The sequence below is a fragment of the Sulfitobacter profundi genome (assembly GCF_042661425.1).
In the GTDB taxonomy this organism is placed as follows: domain Bacteria; phylum Pseudomonadota; class Alphaproteobacteria; order Rhodobacterales; family Rhodobacteraceae; genus Sulfitobacter; species Sulfitobacter profundi.
On record NZ_JBHSWA010000001.1, the window covers coordinates 1 to 15,807 of the forward strand.

14 protein-coding genes and 7 pseudogenes are annotated in these 15,807 nt (G+C 62.7%); 7 read left to right on the forward strand and 14 right to left on the reverse strand.

Features of this window, described 5'->3' with window-relative positions; translation table 11 throughout:
• From ACFQAU_RS00005 to ACFQAU_RS00030, 6 genes and pseudogenes are all read right to left on the reverse strand, one after another.
• Positions 1–549 (reverse strand): annotated as a pseudogene (locus tag ACFQAU_RS00005) (sulfur oxidation c-type cytochrome SoxA); the annotation flags it as partial.
• Between the two features lie 43 nt (positions 550–592).
• Positions 593–921, reverse strand: a pseudogene (gene soxZ, locus ACFQAU_RS00010) (thiosulfate oxidation carrier complex protein SoxZ).
• Between the two features lie 33 nt (positions 922–954).
• A complete protein-coding gene (gene soxY, locus ACFQAU_RS00015; protein ID WP_067628363.1) occupies positions 955–1,374 on the reverse strand; it encodes a thiosulfate oxidation carrier protein SoxY in 420 nt (139 codons plus the stop codon).
• A gap of 115 nt (positions 1,375–1,489) precedes the next feature.
• Complete coding sequence (soxX, locus tag ACFQAU_RS00020) at positions 1,490–1,963, reverse strand: sulfur oxidation c-type cytochrome SoxX (RefSeq protein ID WP_386279657.1); 474 nt, start codon at positions 1,961–1,963, stop codon at positions 1,490–1,492.
• A 136-nt stretch (positions 1,964–2,099) separates the two neighbouring features.
• Positions 2,100–2,683: pseudogene (locus tag ACFQAU_RS00025) on the reverse strand (thioredoxin family protein).
• Between the two features lie 25 nt (positions 2,684–2,708).
• Positions 2,709–3,442, reverse strand: a pseudogene (locus ACFQAU_RS00030) (cytochrome c biogenesis CcdA family protein).
• A 97-nt stretch (positions 3,443–3,539) separates the two neighbouring features.
• Between ACFQAU_RS00030 and ACFQAU_RS00035 the strand changes: the two are divergent.
• From ACFQAU_RS00035 to ACFQAU_RS00050, 4 genes are all read left to right on the forward strand, one after another.
• Positions 3,540–3,899 carry a hypothetical protein gene (locus tag ACFQAU_RS00035; RefSeq protein WP_386279660.1) on the forward strand — a complete coding sequence of 120 codons (360 nt, stop codon included), beginning with the start codon at positions 3,540–3,542 and terminating at the stop codon, positions 3,897–3,899.
• Positions 3,896–4,234, forward strand: coding sequence for an ArsR/SmtB family transcription factor (locus ACFQAU_RS00040; RefSeq protein ID WP_067628371.1), 339 nt, complete (start codon positions 3,896–3,898; stop codon positions 4,232–4,234). Before ACFQAU_RS00035 ends, ACFQAU_RS00040 begins: the two co-directional genes overlap by 4 nt.
• Positions 4,227–5,285: a YeeE/YedE family protein gene (locus ACFQAU_RS00045; RefSeq protein WP_132443578.1), complete on the forward strand. Its 1,059-nt coding sequence runs from the start codon at positions 4,227–4,229 to the stop codon at positions 5,283–5,285. Before ACFQAU_RS00040 ends, ACFQAU_RS00045 begins: the two co-directional genes overlap by 8 nt.
• 65 nt (positions 5,286–5,350) lie before the next feature.
• Positions 5,351–7,372, forward strand: a complete 2,022-nt coding sequence (locus tag ACFQAU_RS00050; RefSeq protein ID WP_132443579.1) for a PhoX family protein — start codon at positions 5,351–5,353, stop codon at positions 7,370–7,372.
• 84 nt (positions 7,373–7,456) lie between these two features.
• On the opposite strand, the gene ACFQAU_RS00055 is transcribed toward ACFQAU_RS00050, so the two are convergent.
• Together ACFQAU_RS00055 and ACFQAU_RS00060 are read right to left on the reverse strand one after the other, a co-directional pair.
• Positions 7,457–7,654 (reverse strand): metal ABC transporter solute-binding protein, Zn/Mn family, encoded by a 198-nt coding sequence (locus ACFQAU_RS00055; protein ID WP_386279665.1) that lies wholly within the window; start codon positions 7,652–7,654, stop codon positions 7,457–7,459.
• Positions 7,597–8,574: a zinc ABC transporter substrate-binding protein gene (locus ACFQAU_RS00060; protein WP_386279670.1), complete on the reverse strand. Its 978-nt coding sequence runs from the start codon at positions 8,572–8,574 to the stop codon at positions 7,597–7,599. The genes ACFQAU_RS00055 and ACFQAU_RS00060 overlap by 58 nt, the downstream gene beginning before the upstream one ends.
• A gap of 82 nt (positions 8,575–8,656) precedes the next feature.
• Here ACFQAU_RS00060 and ACFQAU_RS00065 point away from each other — a divergent pair, with 82 nt between their 5' ends.
• Genes ACFQAU_RS00065 through ACFQAU_RS00075 form a run of 3 tightly spaced genes read left to right on the forward strand, consistent with a single transcriptional unit; the run spans position 8,657 to position 10,690 of the window.
• Positions 8,657–9,136 carry a Fur family transcriptional regulator gene (locus tag ACFQAU_RS00065; RefSeq protein WP_132443581.1) on the forward strand — a complete coding sequence of 160 codons (480 nt, stop codon included), beginning with the start codon at positions 8,657–8,659 and terminating at the stop codon, positions 9,134–9,136.
• Positions 9,133–9,891, forward strand: coding sequence for a metal ABC transporter ATP-binding protein (locus ACFQAU_RS00070; RefSeq protein WP_132443582.1), 759 nt, complete (start codon positions 9,133–9,135; stop codon positions 9,889–9,891). Before ACFQAU_RS00065 ends, ACFQAU_RS00070 begins: the two co-directional genes overlap by 4 nt.
• Positions 9,884–10,690, forward strand: coding sequence for a metal ABC transporter permease (locus ACFQAU_RS00075; protein ID WP_205570912.1), 807 nt, complete (start codon positions 9,884–9,886; stop codon positions 10,688–10,690). Before ACFQAU_RS00070 ends, ACFQAU_RS00075 begins: the two co-directional genes overlap by 8 nt.
• A gap of 18 nt (positions 10,691–10,708) precedes the next feature.
• Here ACFQAU_RS00075 and ACFQAU_RS00080 read toward each other — a convergent pair.
• The 6 genes and pseudogenes from ACFQAU_RS00080 to ACFQAU_RS00105 form a co-directional block, all read right to left on the reverse strand.
• Positions 10,709–11,106: pseudogene (locus ACFQAU_RS00080) on the reverse strand (RidA family protein).
• A 23-nt stretch (positions 11,107–11,129) separates the two neighbouring features.
• Positions 11,130–11,818 (reverse strand): annotated as a pseudogene (locus tag ACFQAU_RS00085) (ABC transporter ATP-binding protein).
• Positions 11,815–12,570: an ABC transporter ATP-binding protein gene (locus ACFQAU_RS00090; protein ID WP_120350835.1), complete on the reverse strand. Its 756-nt coding sequence runs from the start codon at positions 12,568–12,570 to the stop codon at positions 11,815–11,817. The pseudogene ACFQAU_RS00085 and the gene ACFQAU_RS00090 overlap by 4 nt, the downstream one beginning before the upstream one ends.
• Positions 12,571–12,574: 4 nt before the next feature.
• Positions 12,575–13,558, reverse strand: a complete 984-nt coding sequence (locus ACFQAU_RS00095) for a branched-chain amino acid ABC transporter permease (protein ID WP_132443584.1) — start codon at positions 13,556–13,558, stop codon at positions 12,575–12,577.
• A 3-nt stretch (positions 13,559–13,561) separates the two neighbouring features.
• Positions 13,562–14,477 (reverse strand): annotated as a pseudogene (locus ACFQAU_RS00100) (branched-chain amino acid ABC transporter permease).
• A 98-nt stretch (positions 14,478–14,575) separates the two neighbouring features.
• Complete coding sequence (locus ACFQAU_RS00105) at positions 14,576–15,721, reverse strand: ABC transporter substrate-binding protein (RefSeq protein WP_067941293.1); 1,146 nt, start codon at positions 15,719–15,721, stop codon at positions 14,576–14,578.
• Between the last annotated feature and the right edge of the window lie 86 nt (positions 15,722–15,807).

Here is a 15,807-nt window from a genome sequence, read left to right on the forward strand (position 1 = left end):
GCCCTGTTCCCAAGTGCTTTGGGCCGGGCCGTCGATCGCCACATTGACCGGCATGCCGCGTGACTGGACCGAGATCAGCGCCTCCATCGCGGTCATGTCGTTGCCAGTGTATTTATAAGGCTCTGCGCCCATCTGGTTCTCGCGGCAGTCGTTGATCTGCATCGCAAGCGTGCGTACTTCGCCCGCCTCTTCGTTCCATTTTGGATAGACCGCGCGGACGCCTTCCATCGATTCCACGTCATTGTGACACGACGCGCAGGACTTGCCCTCGCTGCCCTCTGCCGTGTCCCAAGCCGCTTGGGCTTGGTCGACAAAGATCATGCCGGGGTTGTCGAAGTCGTCCATCTGCGTTTGCTGGGTCTCTGCCGAACGAAAGCGCCAGCCAGACATGATTTCCGGCAAAACCCCCTCAAGATGTGCGGGCGCATCGGTCTTGGTCACCATCTCGATCTCGCCGTTGACGACAAGCTCGGCCTCCTCATCGGCCATCCCCAGCATGGGGGCGGCCACCAAAAGCGCCGCGACAGCGGTCATTGCCTTGAATTTCATGTCTTTCCTCCCTGTTCCACGCATGGTGCTGGCTGATGCGGGATCAGCCGACCGTGATGGATTTGACTTCTTCGTAGACAGAACCGTCGTCATCGTACCACGTGAATTTGAAGTCGCCGGCCTCTGGCACGGTGGCGTCAAATTCGAAATAGGGGTTGGTCGACATCGCCGGTTCCATCTTCACGTCGATCACGCTCTCGCCGTTGAACTCGGCGGTGAAGCGGTTGATGATCGAACGCGGGATGACGTTGCCGTCGCCGTCTTTGCGCTGGCCCGATTCCATCGGGTGGCTGATAAGGGTCTTGATCGTGATGACCTCACCTGTCTCGGCTTTTTCGGCACTTTGACGCGAGGGGTTACACCTTCTGCCATTTTGAAAACTCCTGAAAATTGGGGCGCGCGGGCTTAGCCGCCGCAGCCGCCGATTGTGACTTTGATCTCTGCGCTGGTGCGGGCGAATGTGCCGTCTTCCAGCTTGGCGATGGCAACAACGTCTTGGGTCGTGGCCAAACGAATGCGGGTGGAGGCGCTGCGGCTCCCTGCCAAGGGGCCGAAGTTAAAGGTGCCGACGGGCGGTGTCGGGTTGCCAGTGGCCAGCACCATGATCGCGGAAGCACCCGGCGCTTCGACCGAGATTGGCACGGTGTTGCCGTTCTCAGCGATTTCGGGCGCAGTCAGGGTCACGCCGGTGTCGGCCATATCGGCTCCGCCTGTGAATTCCGCGATCAGCTCGTCGACCGTGGCGGCAGAGGCCCCCACGGGCAGCATGGTCAGCGCCACGGCACCAAGGCCGAGGCCGAAAGTTTCACGTCTTGAGAAGTTCATCTCTCATCTCCTTATGCGTCAACGGCGCTCTGCGCCGTTATTCCATTGCCGCGGTGCGCTGACCGCGATGATCTGTCGAGCCTTCCGCCGCCCCTTGGCCGCGACGGGCCCCGCGTTACTCTTTCAACGTGACCAAGAACGCCACGATATCTTCGATCTGCTGGGCGTCCAACAGAGGTGGCAGCGGCTCAGACCCGGCCTTGCCGGTGAAACCATCGCCGGGGCGGATGTACCCGCTTGTCTTGTAGTAAGACGGCATCATCGAGCCTTCGAAGGTCATTTTGCTGTTGGCAACGATGCCGCGCAGCTCTGCCTCGGTCCAGCGGTCGCCCGCCCCGTCAAGCATCGGGCCGATCTCACCTTGGAAAGGCACATCGCTGAGCGCGCCGATCTGATGGCAGGCCACGCAGTTGCCCGCCTTTTTGTTGCCGACGATGGCGGCACCGCTGGCGGCGTCTCCGGCCGTGCCGGTCAAGGATTGTTCAACCGAACCATAGTCATCATAGGTCACGTCGGCAGGTGCCACGGTTTCAGCGGCGGCCAGAACGGGCGCGCCCGACACAATTGCGGCGGCGATCCATCTCATCATCGAAAACTTCCTCCCAGTGCCGATCACGGTGATGTGTGATCCGGTTTACCTGACCCTAAGACAGGGATGCGGCGCGGCGCAACAACAAATTCAAACTTTTGAATAGCTTTACCCGCGCAGCGCCGCTTTTCATCGGTCAATCCGTGCTGCCGTTGTTGCGCTCTTGGATCATCCGCGCGTGGTAGCGTTGGAAATCCTCAGCCCCCTCAAGGGCGTAGCGTTCCTCATTGACCCACGTCAGCATATCCAGCGTCGTGCCCTTGCCAAAGGCACCCGGCATCACTGCCACCGCGGCTTGCGGCGCTGTCGCGCCTTCGGCCACCTCAGGCGGGAGGAACATCATCGTCGGGGTAAAAGAATCCCCCATTTCCGCGCCATCTGCTTTTCCGAGAGGGTCTCGCCATCGAAATCGGTCACTTCGATATCGCCATGCAAGTTTAGCTGCACAACGAAGTAGTTTTCTTCGATGTAATCGGCGATCTCAGCGGCGGGAAAGACTTCCTCATGCATTTTTGTGCAGTAGATACAGCCGCGCTGCTCGAACATCAGCATCAAGCGCTTGTCCTCGGCCCCGGCCTCCTCCAGATCCTCGCGAAGGTCTTTGAAGGTGTCACGGATCCATGCCGTCTTGTGCAGCCCGTCGTCGCCCAGTTCCGCCGCGGCCAATGGCCAAGCCAGCATCGCTGCCGCCACTGCGGCCCCTATCCTTGAGATAATCATCTTGGCGTCCTCCTCCTTGTTGCGGTTACCCTAACGTCGTGAAGCTGGGGAACCAACGGATCATCGCATCCGCGATCAATTGCACCCCGCCCGTCACGATCAGCACGGCAAAGAGGATCAGCATGACCCCCATCGCCTTTTCGACCTTTTGCACCAGCGCCATATGCCGCGCGGCCCAGTTGAGGAACGGCTTGGCAAGAGGGCCGCCACCACGAAGGGCGCGGTCATCCCGACGCCATAGGCGAACAACAACAGCCCCATGCGTGATGTCCCCCATGCCCGACGCTATCATCAAGATCGCCGCCAGCGCCGGGCCCACGCAAGGTGTCCAGCCAAAGCCAAAGGCCAGCCCCATCACATAGGCACCCCAGATCGACGTGGGCTTGCCGCCCCCTCTAACCGCGCTTCGCGGTAGAGCAGCGGCACCTTGATGACGCCCAGAAAATGCAGGCCAAAGACCAACAAGATCGCCGCCGCCACCCAGCTGAGCGGCTCAAGGTATTGCGTAAACACCTGCCCCAAGGCCGTGGCCCCCATGCCCAAGAGCACAAAGATCGTCGAGACCCCAAGCGCAAAGAGCACCGAAGACAGCACCAACCGCCGCTGCGCCCCCGGCGCAATCGCGCCATCGCCGCGCAACTCGGTCACGCTGAGCCCCGCCATATAGCTGAGGTAGAACGGCACCATAGGCAGAATGCAGGGCGTAAAGAAGCTGAGCAGCCCCGCCAGAAGCGCACCTGCATAGGTGATGTCGAACATGTTACCCCCTGCCCGCGCCGACACATGCCGCCGCGCTTGAACAATTCACATATTCAAATTACGTTGAGTGTTGTCCAAACGTCAATCAGGCAAGCCAATGATCCGCACAGTGACCGCCCTGAGCCTCGCGGCCTTTACCGCCCTGCCCGTTTGGGCGGTGGAACTGGTCATGGTCGAACAGCCCGGCTGCATCTATTGCGAACGCTGGGACAAAGAGATCGCCCCCGCCTATCCCAAAACCGCCGAAGGGGAGTTTGCTCCGCTGCGCCGCGTTGATATTTCTGTCGTCGAAGACAGCGTCACCCAGCGCGCGGTGGTCTTTACGCCGACCTTCCTGCTGGTTGAAGATGACACCGAACTGGGCCGGCTCGAAGGCTACCCCGGCGCGGAATTTTTCTGGCCCATGCTGAACATGCTATTGCGCGACAAGACCGATTTCGAGGAACCAACCGAATGACAGCCCTGCCCGTGATGACACCCGACATGTCTGAAGAAGACATGGACCGGATGCTGACCAATGCCGTGACCGCATCGAATTTCCTCAAAGCGATTAGCCATGAGGGGCGCTTGATGATCCTGTGTCACCTTGTTTCGGGTGAGAAATCGGTGAGCGAGTTGGAAGCCCTGCTCTCGACCCGGCAGGCGGCGGTATCGCAGCAACTCTCGCGGCTCAGGCTCGAAGGTTTGGTGACACCGCGGCGCGACGGTAAAACGATTTACTACCGTCTGGCCGATGATCGGCCCCGCAAAATGCTGGAACTGGTCTACGAATTATTCTGCAAGGATGATTGAACTTCTGGGCCAGCCGCTGACCGCCGCCGTCTTGGGTGGATTGGGCGGCGTATTGCTGGGCCTTGCCGCACGTTTGGGGCGGTTCTGTACAATGGGCGCCATCGAAGACCTGCTCTATGGTGGCTCCAGCCACCGGATGCGCATGTGGGGCTTGGCGATCGGTGTGGCGATGCTGGGCAGTTTCACCCTCGGCGGGCTTGGGCTGATCAACATCGACCGCGCCTTTCACCTGACCATCGCTTTCTCTTGGGCGCCCGCGATCTTTGGCGGGCTGATCTTCGGCTACGGCATGGCACTGGCGGGCACCTGCGGCTTTGGCGCATTGGCGCGGCTTGGTGGCGGTGATCTGCGCGCCTTCGTCATTGTCGTGGTCATGGGGCTGGCAGCCTTTGCTGTGCTTTCCGGCCCCCTCGCCCCGGCGCGTGTGTTTCTCTTCCCCCGCCAGTTGAGCGTGGGCCCGCCCGATGGCATTGCCCATACGCTTTCTGCGCTCACGGGCGGGTCGGTGCCAATGATCGGTGTGGCTCTGGGCCTCGTGATCTGCGCCCTCATGCTGAGCGCCCGCAGCTTTCGCAGTGATTTCCGTATGGTCTTTTGGGGCATAATCGCCGGTCTCGCCATCGTCTCAGGCTGGGCGGGCACGGCGTGGCTGGCGCAAACCGGCTTTGGCGCACAGACGCTCATGTCTCACAGCTATGCCGCCCCCGTGGGAGAGACACTGCTCTACGCCATGCAAGGCTCTGTCCGCCCTCTGAGCTTTGGCATTGGCTCTGTCTCGGGCGTCTGGGTCGGCGCTTTCCTCGGCTCTCTCTGGCAAGGGCATTTCCGTTGGGAGGCCTGCGAAGACCCGCGCGAGCTGCGCCGCCAGATATTCGGCGCGGGGCTTATGGGCGCTGGCGCAGTGATCGCCATGGGCTGCACCATCGGGCAAGGCATCTCGGCCATATCGGTCTTGGCCTTCAGCGGACCTGTTACCTTGGCGTCGATCTTTGCCGGGGCTGCGATTGGTCTGCGTCAACTCATCGTCGGATTTCGCAACAACCCGATCTAGCGCGTCATAAAACCGTGACAGTCATCGTGCAGATGGGGGCCAGCCAAGTCACCAGAGGAAGCATGATGACCCGCCGCGAAATTCTCAACGACCCCGCCATCGGCAACAAGGCCGAAGCCTTTGAGGCCTTTGACGACATCCCCACGAACGCGAACCTTTCGCGCACCATCGGTGATGTGATCAACGCCCGCTATGGCCGCCGCGACATCCTGCGCGGCATGCTTGGGGTTTCCGCCACCACAGCACTTTTCGGCACCGCTGCCGCCATCGCCCCGTCCAAGGCCAATGCCGCCACCAGCCGCTATGTCTTTGATGAACTGGCATGGGGCAATGATGAGACCCACCATGTCGCCCCCGGCTATGACGCGCAGATCCTGCTGCGGTGGGGCGATCCGATCACCGCCAACGCGCCCGAGTTCGACGTGATGAACCAGACCGCCGCCGCGCAGCTACAACAATTCGGCTACAACAACGACTACGTGGGCTTTGTGCCCCTAAACGAAGACGGCAGCCGTGGCCTCCTGTGCGTGAACCATGAATACACCAACGAAGAGGTCATGTTCCCCGGCCTTGGCCGTCAGGACAAAGTCGACTTCAAAGGCATGACGCCTGAGTTGATCGACATTGAGATGGCCGCCCACGGCGGCTCGGTCGTCGAGATCGCCCGCGATGAGGTAGGCAAGTGGCAGGTGGTGCGTGATGGCAAGATGAACCGTCGTATCACCCCGCTCGACACCGCGATGACGCTGAGCGGCCCTGCGGCTGGTCACGCGCGGATGAAGACCAATGACGATCCCAGCGGCACCCACGTCATCGGCACTCTCAACAACTGCGCGGGCGGCCTCACCCCATGGGGCACATGGCTCATGGCCGAAGAGAACTTCCACGGCTATTTCTGGACCGACAAGCTGGATGCCGATGGCAATCCCGACATCAGCGGTGCCGCGGAAGAGAAATCTTGGGACCGCTACGGCGTACCGGGCATGTGGTACGCTTGGGGCCAAAAGCACGACCGCTTCAACGTGGATGCCGAACCCAACATGCCCAACAAATTCGGCTGGGTTGTCGAGGTCGACCCAATGGACCCGACCTCAACCCCCGTCAAACGCACCGCTCTGGGCCGTTTCCGCCACGAAGGTGCCGAGACCACGGTCAGCAAAGATGGCAAGCTGGTGGTCTATATGGGCGACGACAACCGCTTTGACTATCAGTACAAATACGTCTCCGAAGGCACCGTTTCCGATGATCCGGCGGCCAATGGCGCTCTGCTGGACGAGGGTACGCTCTATGTCGCGCGCTTTGAGGAGGATGGCACGATCAATTGGCTGCCGCTGGTGCATGGCGCCGGCCCGCTGACCGCCGAAAACGGCTTCAACGATCAAGGCGACGTGATGATCGACACCCGTCTGGCCGCCGACCTGCTGGGTGCCACCCCCATGGACCGCCCCGAAGACGCGCAGCCGCGCGGCGATGGCACGGCCTATATCCTGCTGACCAACAACACCAAGCGCAAGGAAGGCGACACCAACGCCGCCAACCCGCGCCCCGACAGCAGCTTTGGCCATATCATCGAGATCAAAGAGGCCGACGCCGACCACGCCGCCACCAGCGGCACTTGGTCGATCCTCGTGCAATGCGGTGACCCAAAGGTTGCCGAGGTCGGCGCGCAGTGGAACCCTGAGACGTCCGAAAACGGCTGGTTCGGCAGCCCCGACAACGCCGCGATGGACGCCGACGGGCGGCTCTGGATCAGCACCGATCAGGGCAGCAGCTGGGGCAAGACAGGCAAATCCGACGGGCTTTACGCGCTAGAGACCGAAGGCGAGGCGCGCGGGACCTCAAAGCTCTTCTTCCGTTGCCCCGTGGGCGGTGAGATGTGCGGCCCCTACTTCACCGAGGATGGCGAGACGCTTTTCGTCGCGGTGCAGCACCCCGGTACGGACGGAACCAAGGACATCCCCGGCTTTGAGCGGGAAAGCACGTTCGAAGACCCAGCCACCCGGTGGCCCGACTTCGACCCCAAGATGCCTCCGCGCCCGGCGGTGGTTGTCATCACCAAAGAGGGCGGCGGTAAAATCGCCGTCTGATCAGAATTCTATAAAAGTTATTTCAGCATGTAAGATGTGGTGCAGCTTCCCCGGCTGCACCACTTTTTCGTTTCGGCGCTAGGCTCAATCCGACAGGCAAGCGGCCATGTTCTCTGCCATGCCGCGCAGCAGATCGGCATAGAGCGCAGCGCCCGGTTCCAGATCAGCCCCCAGCGGATCGAGCGTGCCGGTCCCGGTGCCCTGCCCTTCGGTCACGGCGGCGATTAGGCCGGGGTTGAACTGCGGCTCGGCAAAGACGCATTTCGCGCCGCTTTCGGCCACCAAGTCGCGCAGTTCAGAAACCCGCGCCGCGCCGGCGCGCGGGCGTCATTCTCGCTGATGGCGCCGCGTGCTTCGATGTCAAAACGCGCTTCGAAATAGTGGTAGGCATCATGGAAAACGATGAAGGGGCGGTTTTTAACCGGCGCGAGGGTTTCGGCGATGTCCTCTTCCAAGGCGGCAAGCTCGGCCTGCGCCGCGGCGGCGTTCTCACGGTACTGTGCGGCGTTGTCGGGGTCTAGCTCGGCCAGCGCCTCGGCGATCTGGCCCAGCCAAAGCTGACCGTTCTGCGGATCAAGCCAGACGTGGGGGTCAACGCCGCTATGCGCATGAGCCTCATCATGCCCGCGATCGTCATGGTCTTCGTCAGGCGCTGGCGCGTCATGTTCTGCGTTGTCATGCCCTTCGTGGTCATGCTCCTCATCGTCACGCTTCTCGTGGTCATGCTCCTCATGCGCCTCGTCACCATGCGCGTCGTGACCATGCGCTTCGTGATCATCCCCCTTTTCGGCATGCTCCTCCGCCCCGTGGTCTTCATCTCCCTCATCGCCGTGATCATGGGCTTCGAATGTCGCCCCCTCACGGAACGCCAAGACGCGGGTGCCCGGCTGCTCCAGCAAAGCCAGATGGCTCGCGCTGCTGGCCAGAGATTCCAGCGGATCGGCCAGCCAAGGGGTCAGCAACGGGCCGACCCAGACGACCAAGTCCGCCCCGCTCAGCGCCCGCGCCTCGGAAGGGCGCATCGCATAGCCATGTGGTGAACTGCGCGGCGGCACGATGAGGTCAGGCGTGCCAACCCCTTCCATCACCTGAGACACCAGCGCATGGACCGGCGCGATATCCGTGGCGACGGCAGGCACCTCCGCCCAAAGCGGCGATGCGGCAGAGGCAAGAATGGCAGCGGGGAGCGTGAAACGATACATGGCAGACCTTCAAATGTTATAGTATCACCTTGCTAACACCGCTGTTATAACATATCAATACCCAAACGAATTGAGGTCCCCCATGAGCGCCATCGAATTCCGCGATCACGACCATGCCGCCTGTATGCGCAGCACCATGCAGGCCGCCGAAGCACAATGCGCCGCGCGCGGGCTGCGGCTGACGCCCGTACGCCGCCGCGCGTTGGAAATCCTGCTGGCCGAACACCGCGCCTTGGGCGCCTACGACCTCTTGGCCCATCTCTCGGCCGAAGGCTTGGGCGCGCAGCCCCCTGTGGCCTATCGCGCGCTGGATTTTCTTGTCAAAGCCGGGCTAGCCCATAAGATCGAAGCGCTCAACGCCTATGTGGGCTGCGTACATCCGGGCGAAGACCACGCGCCCGCCTTTCTGATCTGCCGCAGCTGCCGGTCGGTGGCAGAGGCCGAAACCTCACCCACGAAAAGCCGCCTTGGCGATGCCGCCCGGGCCGCAGGCTTCCGCATTGAGCGCAGCGTGGTCGAGGCCGAGGGTCTTTGCCCCGCCTGTCAGGAGACCGGCGCATGAGCCTGATTGAGACCCGTGGCCTTACCCTGCGCCACGACAGACAAGTCGCCCTGCGCGATGTGAACTTCAACATCGAACCGGGGGAGATTGTCACCATCGTCGGCCCCAACGGGTCGGGCAAATCCAGCCTGCTTCGGGCGCTGATCGGGGCGCTGAAACCGGCGGCGGGCAAGGTGTCCCGCAAACCGGGGCTGCGCATCGGCTATGTGCCGCAGAAGTTGCAGATCGACGCGACCCTGCCGCTGACCGTGCGCCGTTTCGTCAACCTGCCGCGCCGCCAAACGCCCGAAGCGATCCGCGATGCCCTTGCCACCGCCGGTGTGCCGGAATTGGCCGAGCGGCAGATGGTCGACCTCTCTGGCGGGCAGTTCCAGCGCGTGCTTCTGGCCCGCGCCCTGCTGGAGAAGCCCGACCTGTTGATCCTTGACGAGGCGACCCAAGGGCTCGACCAACCCGGTTCTGCTGCGTTTTACCGCCAGATTGAGGCCGTACGCCAAGATTTGGGCTGCGCCGTGCTGATGGTCAGCCATGATCTGCATGTGGTCATGGCGGCGAGCGACCGGGTGCTTTGCCTCAACGGTCATGTCTGCTGCGAAGGCACACCCGAGACCGTGGCCGATGCGCCGGAATACCGCGCATTGTTCGGCAGTGGCACCCAAGGAGCTCTGGCCCTTTACCGCCATGACCATGATCACCACCACCACCATCACGGCGACGCCTGTGAAGGCCACCACCAAGAGACTGAGAATGCTTGACGATTTTATTCTGCGCGCAGCGCTTGCCGGGCTTGGCGTGGCACTGGCCGCCGCGCCGTTGGGCTGTTTCGTAATCTGGCGGCGCATGGCTTATTTCGGCGATGCCACGAGCCACGCGGCCTTGCTGGGCGTGGCCTTGGCGCTGGCGACCGATTTGCCGATCACCGCGGGCGTGCTTTTGGTGGCGCTGGTCATGGCGCTGGTGATCAGCACGCTTTCGGGCCGCAATGTCAGCGCCGATGCGCTTTTGGGCGTTATGGCCCATTCCGCGCTGGCGCTTGGGTTGGTGGCCGTGTCCCTGCTGCCGGGGCAGCGGGTTGATCTGTCGTCCTACCTTTTTGGGGAAATCCTCGCCGTCACCCGATTTGACCTTGCCGTCATTTGGGGCGGTGCGCTGGCCGTGGCGCTGCTGTTGGCGTGGCGCTGGTCGGCGCTGCTGGCCGCCACGCTGAACCCCGATCTTGCCCAAGCCTCTGGCGGGAACCCGAAACGCGAGCAATTGATCCTGACATTGGCACTGGCGATCATGGTCGCCGTGGCCATCAAGGTCGTAGGCGCCCTGCTCATCGCCGCCATGCTGATCATCCCCGCCGCCACCGCCCGCCCCTTTGCCCGCACGCCTGAGACTATGGCGATTTGGGCGATGGGACTGGGCGCTCTGGCGGCGTTGGGCGGGCTGATGGCATCACTGGAATTCGACACGCCGACGGGGCCCAGCATCGTCAGCATCGCGGCAGGTCTCTTTGCGCTGTCCTCGGCCTTTTCGGCGGCGCTTCCGGCGCTGCGCCGCCGGGGCTGACCCCGGCGGCGGGATCGCTTAGCGGTTGATCACCGCATCGGCTTCGATCTCAAGCTTGGCGGCATCCTCGACCAATCCGGCGACGACCACCATCGCCATGGCCGGGAAATGCTTGCCCATGACCTCACGATAGGCACGGCCCACGTCCTTTTGCGCGGCAAGATATTCTTTCTTATCCGTCACATACCACGTCAGACGGGTGATGTCTTCGGGCGTGCCGCCAGCGGCTTCGACCACCTCGCGGATGTTTTGCAACGCCTGTTTCATCTGGCCGATAAAGTCATGGCAATCGAACTTCTGCTCGGCGGTCCAGCCGATCTGACCGCCGACGAACAGGTGACCATCCGCGCTCAGCACGCCGTTTGCATAGCCCTTCGCGGGGCCCAGCCCTTGGGCTGAATGATTTGATGCGACATGTCGTGTTCCTTTTTGTTAACAGTCACACGCCGAGAAATTGATCGGCGATTTGGGAATCGAGCGCGGGCATCGGGCCAGACCAGACCGAGCGGCCACGTTCGAGAATGACGGCGTGATCGGCCACGCGGCGCAGCTCGGCGAGGGATTTGTCCACCACCAAAAGCGCCAGCCCGCTGTCGCGTTTAAGCTGCGCCACAGCGGCCCAGATTTCTTGGCGCACCACGGGGCCAAGCCCTCGGTCGCTTCATCCAGCAGCAGCAATTTCGGGTTGGTCATCAACGCACGGCCAATTGCCAGCATCTGCTGCTCCCCGCCCGAAAGCGAGCCGGCCGCCTGATCGCGCCGCTCCCCCAGCCGTGGGAAAAGCGCCGTGACCCGCGCCTCGTCCCATGCACCGGGGCGAGCGGCGGCGATGAGGTTTTCGTGCACCGTCAGCGGCGCGAAACAGCGCCGACCCTCGGGCACCAGACCCACCCCGGCCTGCGCGGCCCGGAAACTGGGCAGGCCCGCGATGTCGCGCCCGTCAAAGCGCAGCCCACCGCCATCGTGTTTCAGCATCCGGCAGATCACCTTGATGGTCGAGGATTTGCCCATCCCGTTGCGCCCCATCAGCGCGCAGACCTCGCCCGCCTCCAGCGACAGATCGACGCCAAAAAGCGCCTGCGTCGGCCCGTAGGAGGCGGTGATGTCGTTCAACTCCAGCAAGCTCATGCTGCGTCCTCCTCGCCCAGATAGGCCACCCGGACCTGCGGATCGGCCTTGATCTCGGCCGCCGTGCCGCTGGCGATGATCTGGCCATAGACCAGCACCGAAATGCGGTCCGCCAGTGCGAAAACCGCGTCCATGTCATGTTCCACCAGCAGGATCGGCGCCTCGCGGCGCAGCCCGTCGAGAAAGCCTGTCATCTCCTTAGAGCCGCTGGCCCCGAGCCCCGCCATCGGTTCATCCATCAGAAACACCTTGGGCCGTAGGGTCAGCGCCACGGCGACCTCAAGCTGGCGACGTTGCCCATGCGACAGGTCCGCGGTGCGCTTGGCCGCGTGATCCGCGAGCCCTACCAACTCCAAGGCGCGCATCGCCTCTTCCCGCAACTTCTGCTGCCGCATCACTGGCGCGAAAAAGCGCATCACCCGGCCCGATTGGCCAAGCGCGCCCAGCACCGCGTTTTGCAGCACCGTGTATTCCATCGCCAGCGACGAAATCTGGAACGTTCGCCCCAGCCCCGCCCGCGCCCGCTGCACGGTGGTCATCGGTGTCACGTCCTGCCCGGCAAAATGGACCGACCCGCTGTCCGAGCGCAGCCCGCCCGCAATCTGCTTGATCAGCGTCGACTTGCCCGCCCCGTTGGGGCCGATAAGCGCGTGGATTTCGCCCGTCCGCAGGGTGAGGGAGACATCATCAGTCGCCTTCAACGCGCCAAAGCTTTTGTGCAGGTTGCGCACGTCCAACAGCACATCTGTCATCCCTTCAGTCATGGGCCACCTCCCGTCCGGCAACGAGGCCGATCATGCCGCCGCGCGCAAAGAGCACCACCAGCAACAGCAACAGCCCCAGATAGATGTGCCAGAACTCCGATAGCCCGCCCAAGACATGCTCAAGCAAGATGAATAGCGCCGCCCCGGCCACCGGGCCAAAGAGCCGCCCAACCCCGCCAAGGATCACGAAGATCATGATCTCACCAGAGGTCTGCCACGAGAACATCGTCGGGCTGACGAAACGGTTGAGATCGGCAAAAAGCGCGCCCGCCAGCCCCGTCACCGCTCCCGAGATGACAAAGGCCACCAGCCGCAGCCGGAAGGGCGCGAGGCCCACGGCTTCGACCCGCTCGGCGTTCTGCCGCGCCGCCGACAGCCCAAGGCCGAAAGGAGCCCGCGCCAGACGCCCTGCAAACAGCAGCACCAGCGCCAGCACCGCAAAGGTGATGGCAAAGAAAGTCAGCGGATCAAGCGTGTTGAGCCCCGGAAAGCCGTTGCGCACATAGATCGACAGCCCGTCCTCGCCGCCATATGCGGGCCATGAGATCGAGAAGTAGAACAGCATCTGCCCGAAGGCGAGCGTGACCATGATGAAATAGACGCCCGAGGTGCGCAAAGACAGCGCCCCGATCAGCAGCGCAGCAAGGCCAGAGACCACAATCGCCACCAGCCAGATCACCGGCATCGACTTGGTGCCTTCGATCAGAAATGGGCTCTCCATGATCGGTGTGTAGCTCTGCGCATGGGCGGCGAGAATGCCCATGGCATAGCCGCCGATCCCAAAGAATGCTGCATGACCAAAGCTCACCAGCCCGCCGAGGCCGAGCGCGATGTTCAGCCCCACGCCCGCAAGGGCGAGGATCGCCGCCTTGGTGGCCAGCGTGATGATGAATGGCTCGTCCAACGCGAAAGCCGCCAACGCCGTCACCGGCAGCAGCAGGAAGAGAAAGAGGTTTACGAGTTTTTCGCGCATCATGGCTCAGGCCTCCCCAAAGAGGCCGGTGGGTTTGAACAGCAAGACCCCCGCCATCAGAATGTAAATCGACATGGAGGCGAGCGAGGAGCCGACGGACGTGGCCGCCGAGGCCTCCATGAAATTCGCAAAAAGAGCGGCAGCAGGACCGATCCCAGCGTGTCCGTCAGCCCCACCAGTAGCGCCCCGATCAGCGCGCCCTTGATTGAGCCGATGCCGCCGATAACGATCACCACAAAGGCAAGGATCAGCACCGGCTCCCCCATGCCCACCTGCACCGACTGGATCGCGCCCACCAGCGCACCGGCGAGACCCGCAAGGGCGGCCCCAAGGGCGAAGATCAGCGTGTAGAGTTTGGCGATATCGACGCCAAGCGCCCCGATCATTTCGCGGTCAGCCTCACCTGCGCGGATCTGGATGCCGATGCGCGTGCGGGCGATCAGCAGGAACAGACCTGCAGCAATTACCAGACCGACGCCGATGATCACGAGCCGGTAGAGCGGATACTGGATGCCCCCGGCAGGGTCACCGGGCCGGACAGGGCCGCCGGAATGTCGAGAAACAGCGGGAAGGAGCCAAAGAGAAACCGTGTGCCTTCTGAGAAAATCAGGATCAGCGCAAAGGTCGCCAGCACTTGGTCGAGGTGGTCGCGGTCATAGAGCCTGCGGATCACCGTCATCTCGATCAAGCAGCCCGCCAGCGCCGCCGCGGCCAAGGCCGCCACCAGCGCCAAGAGAAACGACCCCGTCGCCGCCGCAACCGCCGCGGCGGCAAAGGCACCGACCATGTAGAGCGAACCATGGGCGAGGTTAATGAGCCCCATGACCCCGAAGATCAGCGTGAGCCCCGCGGCCATCAAAAACAGCATGACCCCGGATTGGACTCCGTTCAGCACCTGTTCAATCAGCAGGATGAGTGACATTTGGCAAAGCCTCCCGGCGCGCCGGTCGCGAGGACCGGCGTGAAAGCGTTGATACGTCGGCCCCGGCGCGCCAAATCGGCGCCCGGGGCCGCGCGGGATTACATTTTGCAGTCAGCCGCGTAGGCATCAGCGTGATCGGTCAACGAGGGGCCGATCAGCTTGTTGGTATAGACATCACCCTCTTTGACCACTTCGCGCACGTAGTAGTCTTGGATCGGGTGGTTGTTGTTACCAAACGAGAATTTGCCCCGCACGCTGTCGAAATCAGCCTCTTTCAGCGCCGCGCCAAAGGCTTCGGCATCCGACACATCCGCCTTCTCCATCGCGCTTAGCAGCAGGTTCGCGGTATCATAACCCTGACTTGCATAGAGCGACGGCAGACGGTCGTATTCCTCCTGAAAGGCCTCGACGAAGGTCTTGTTGGCTTCGTTATCGAGATCCTTGTTCCATTGGCTGGTGTTCTTGATCCCAAGAGCGGCCTCACCCACGGCCTGAAGGATGCCTTGATCAAAGCTGAAGGCCGGGCCGACAACAGGCAGGTCCACGCCCGAGTTGGCATATTGCTTGAGGAAGGAAATCCCCATCCCGCCGGGCAAGAAGAAGAACACGCTGTCAGCGCCCGAGGCACGGATCTGCGCGATCTCGGCGGCATAGTCGGTTTGACCCAGATCAGTATAGACCTCGCCCGCCGCTGCGCCATCATAGGTCCGTTTGTAGCCCGTCAGCGCGTCCTTGCCCGCCGGGTAGTTCGGCGCCAGCATGAAGGTGTTTTCATAGCCCGTGTCATTGGCATAAGCGCCCGCCGCTTCGTGCAGGTTGTCGTTCTGCCATGCCACGTTGAAGTAAAGCGGGTTGCAGCCTTTGCCCGCCAGCGCCGAAGGGCCTGCGTTGGGTGAGAGGTAGAATTTGCCCTGCGCCGTCGCCGCGGGCACCACGGCCATGGCGAGGTTGGACCAGATGATGCCGGTCATCACGTCGACCTTCTCGGACTGGATCATCTTGTCGGCCAGTTGCACTGCAATCTCGGGCTTGCGCTGGTCGTCTTCGACCACGACCTCTAGGTTCTCGTTCCCGGCCATCTTTGTGGCCAGCATAAAGCCATCGCGCACGTCGATGCCAAGGCCCGCGCCGCCGCCCGAGAGGGTGGTGATCATGCCGACCTTCACCTTTCCCTCTTCGGCCCATGCGCCGCCTGCCGCCAGTGCCGCGACCGAGGCCGCCATCACAAGTGATTTCATCTTCATTTCAGTCTCCCTTGGTTGGTTTGGGCCTCTTTACCGGGCCCGTTCAATTGGGTCGTCTTGCCAGCTTAGCGCCTGCGCCTGATGCT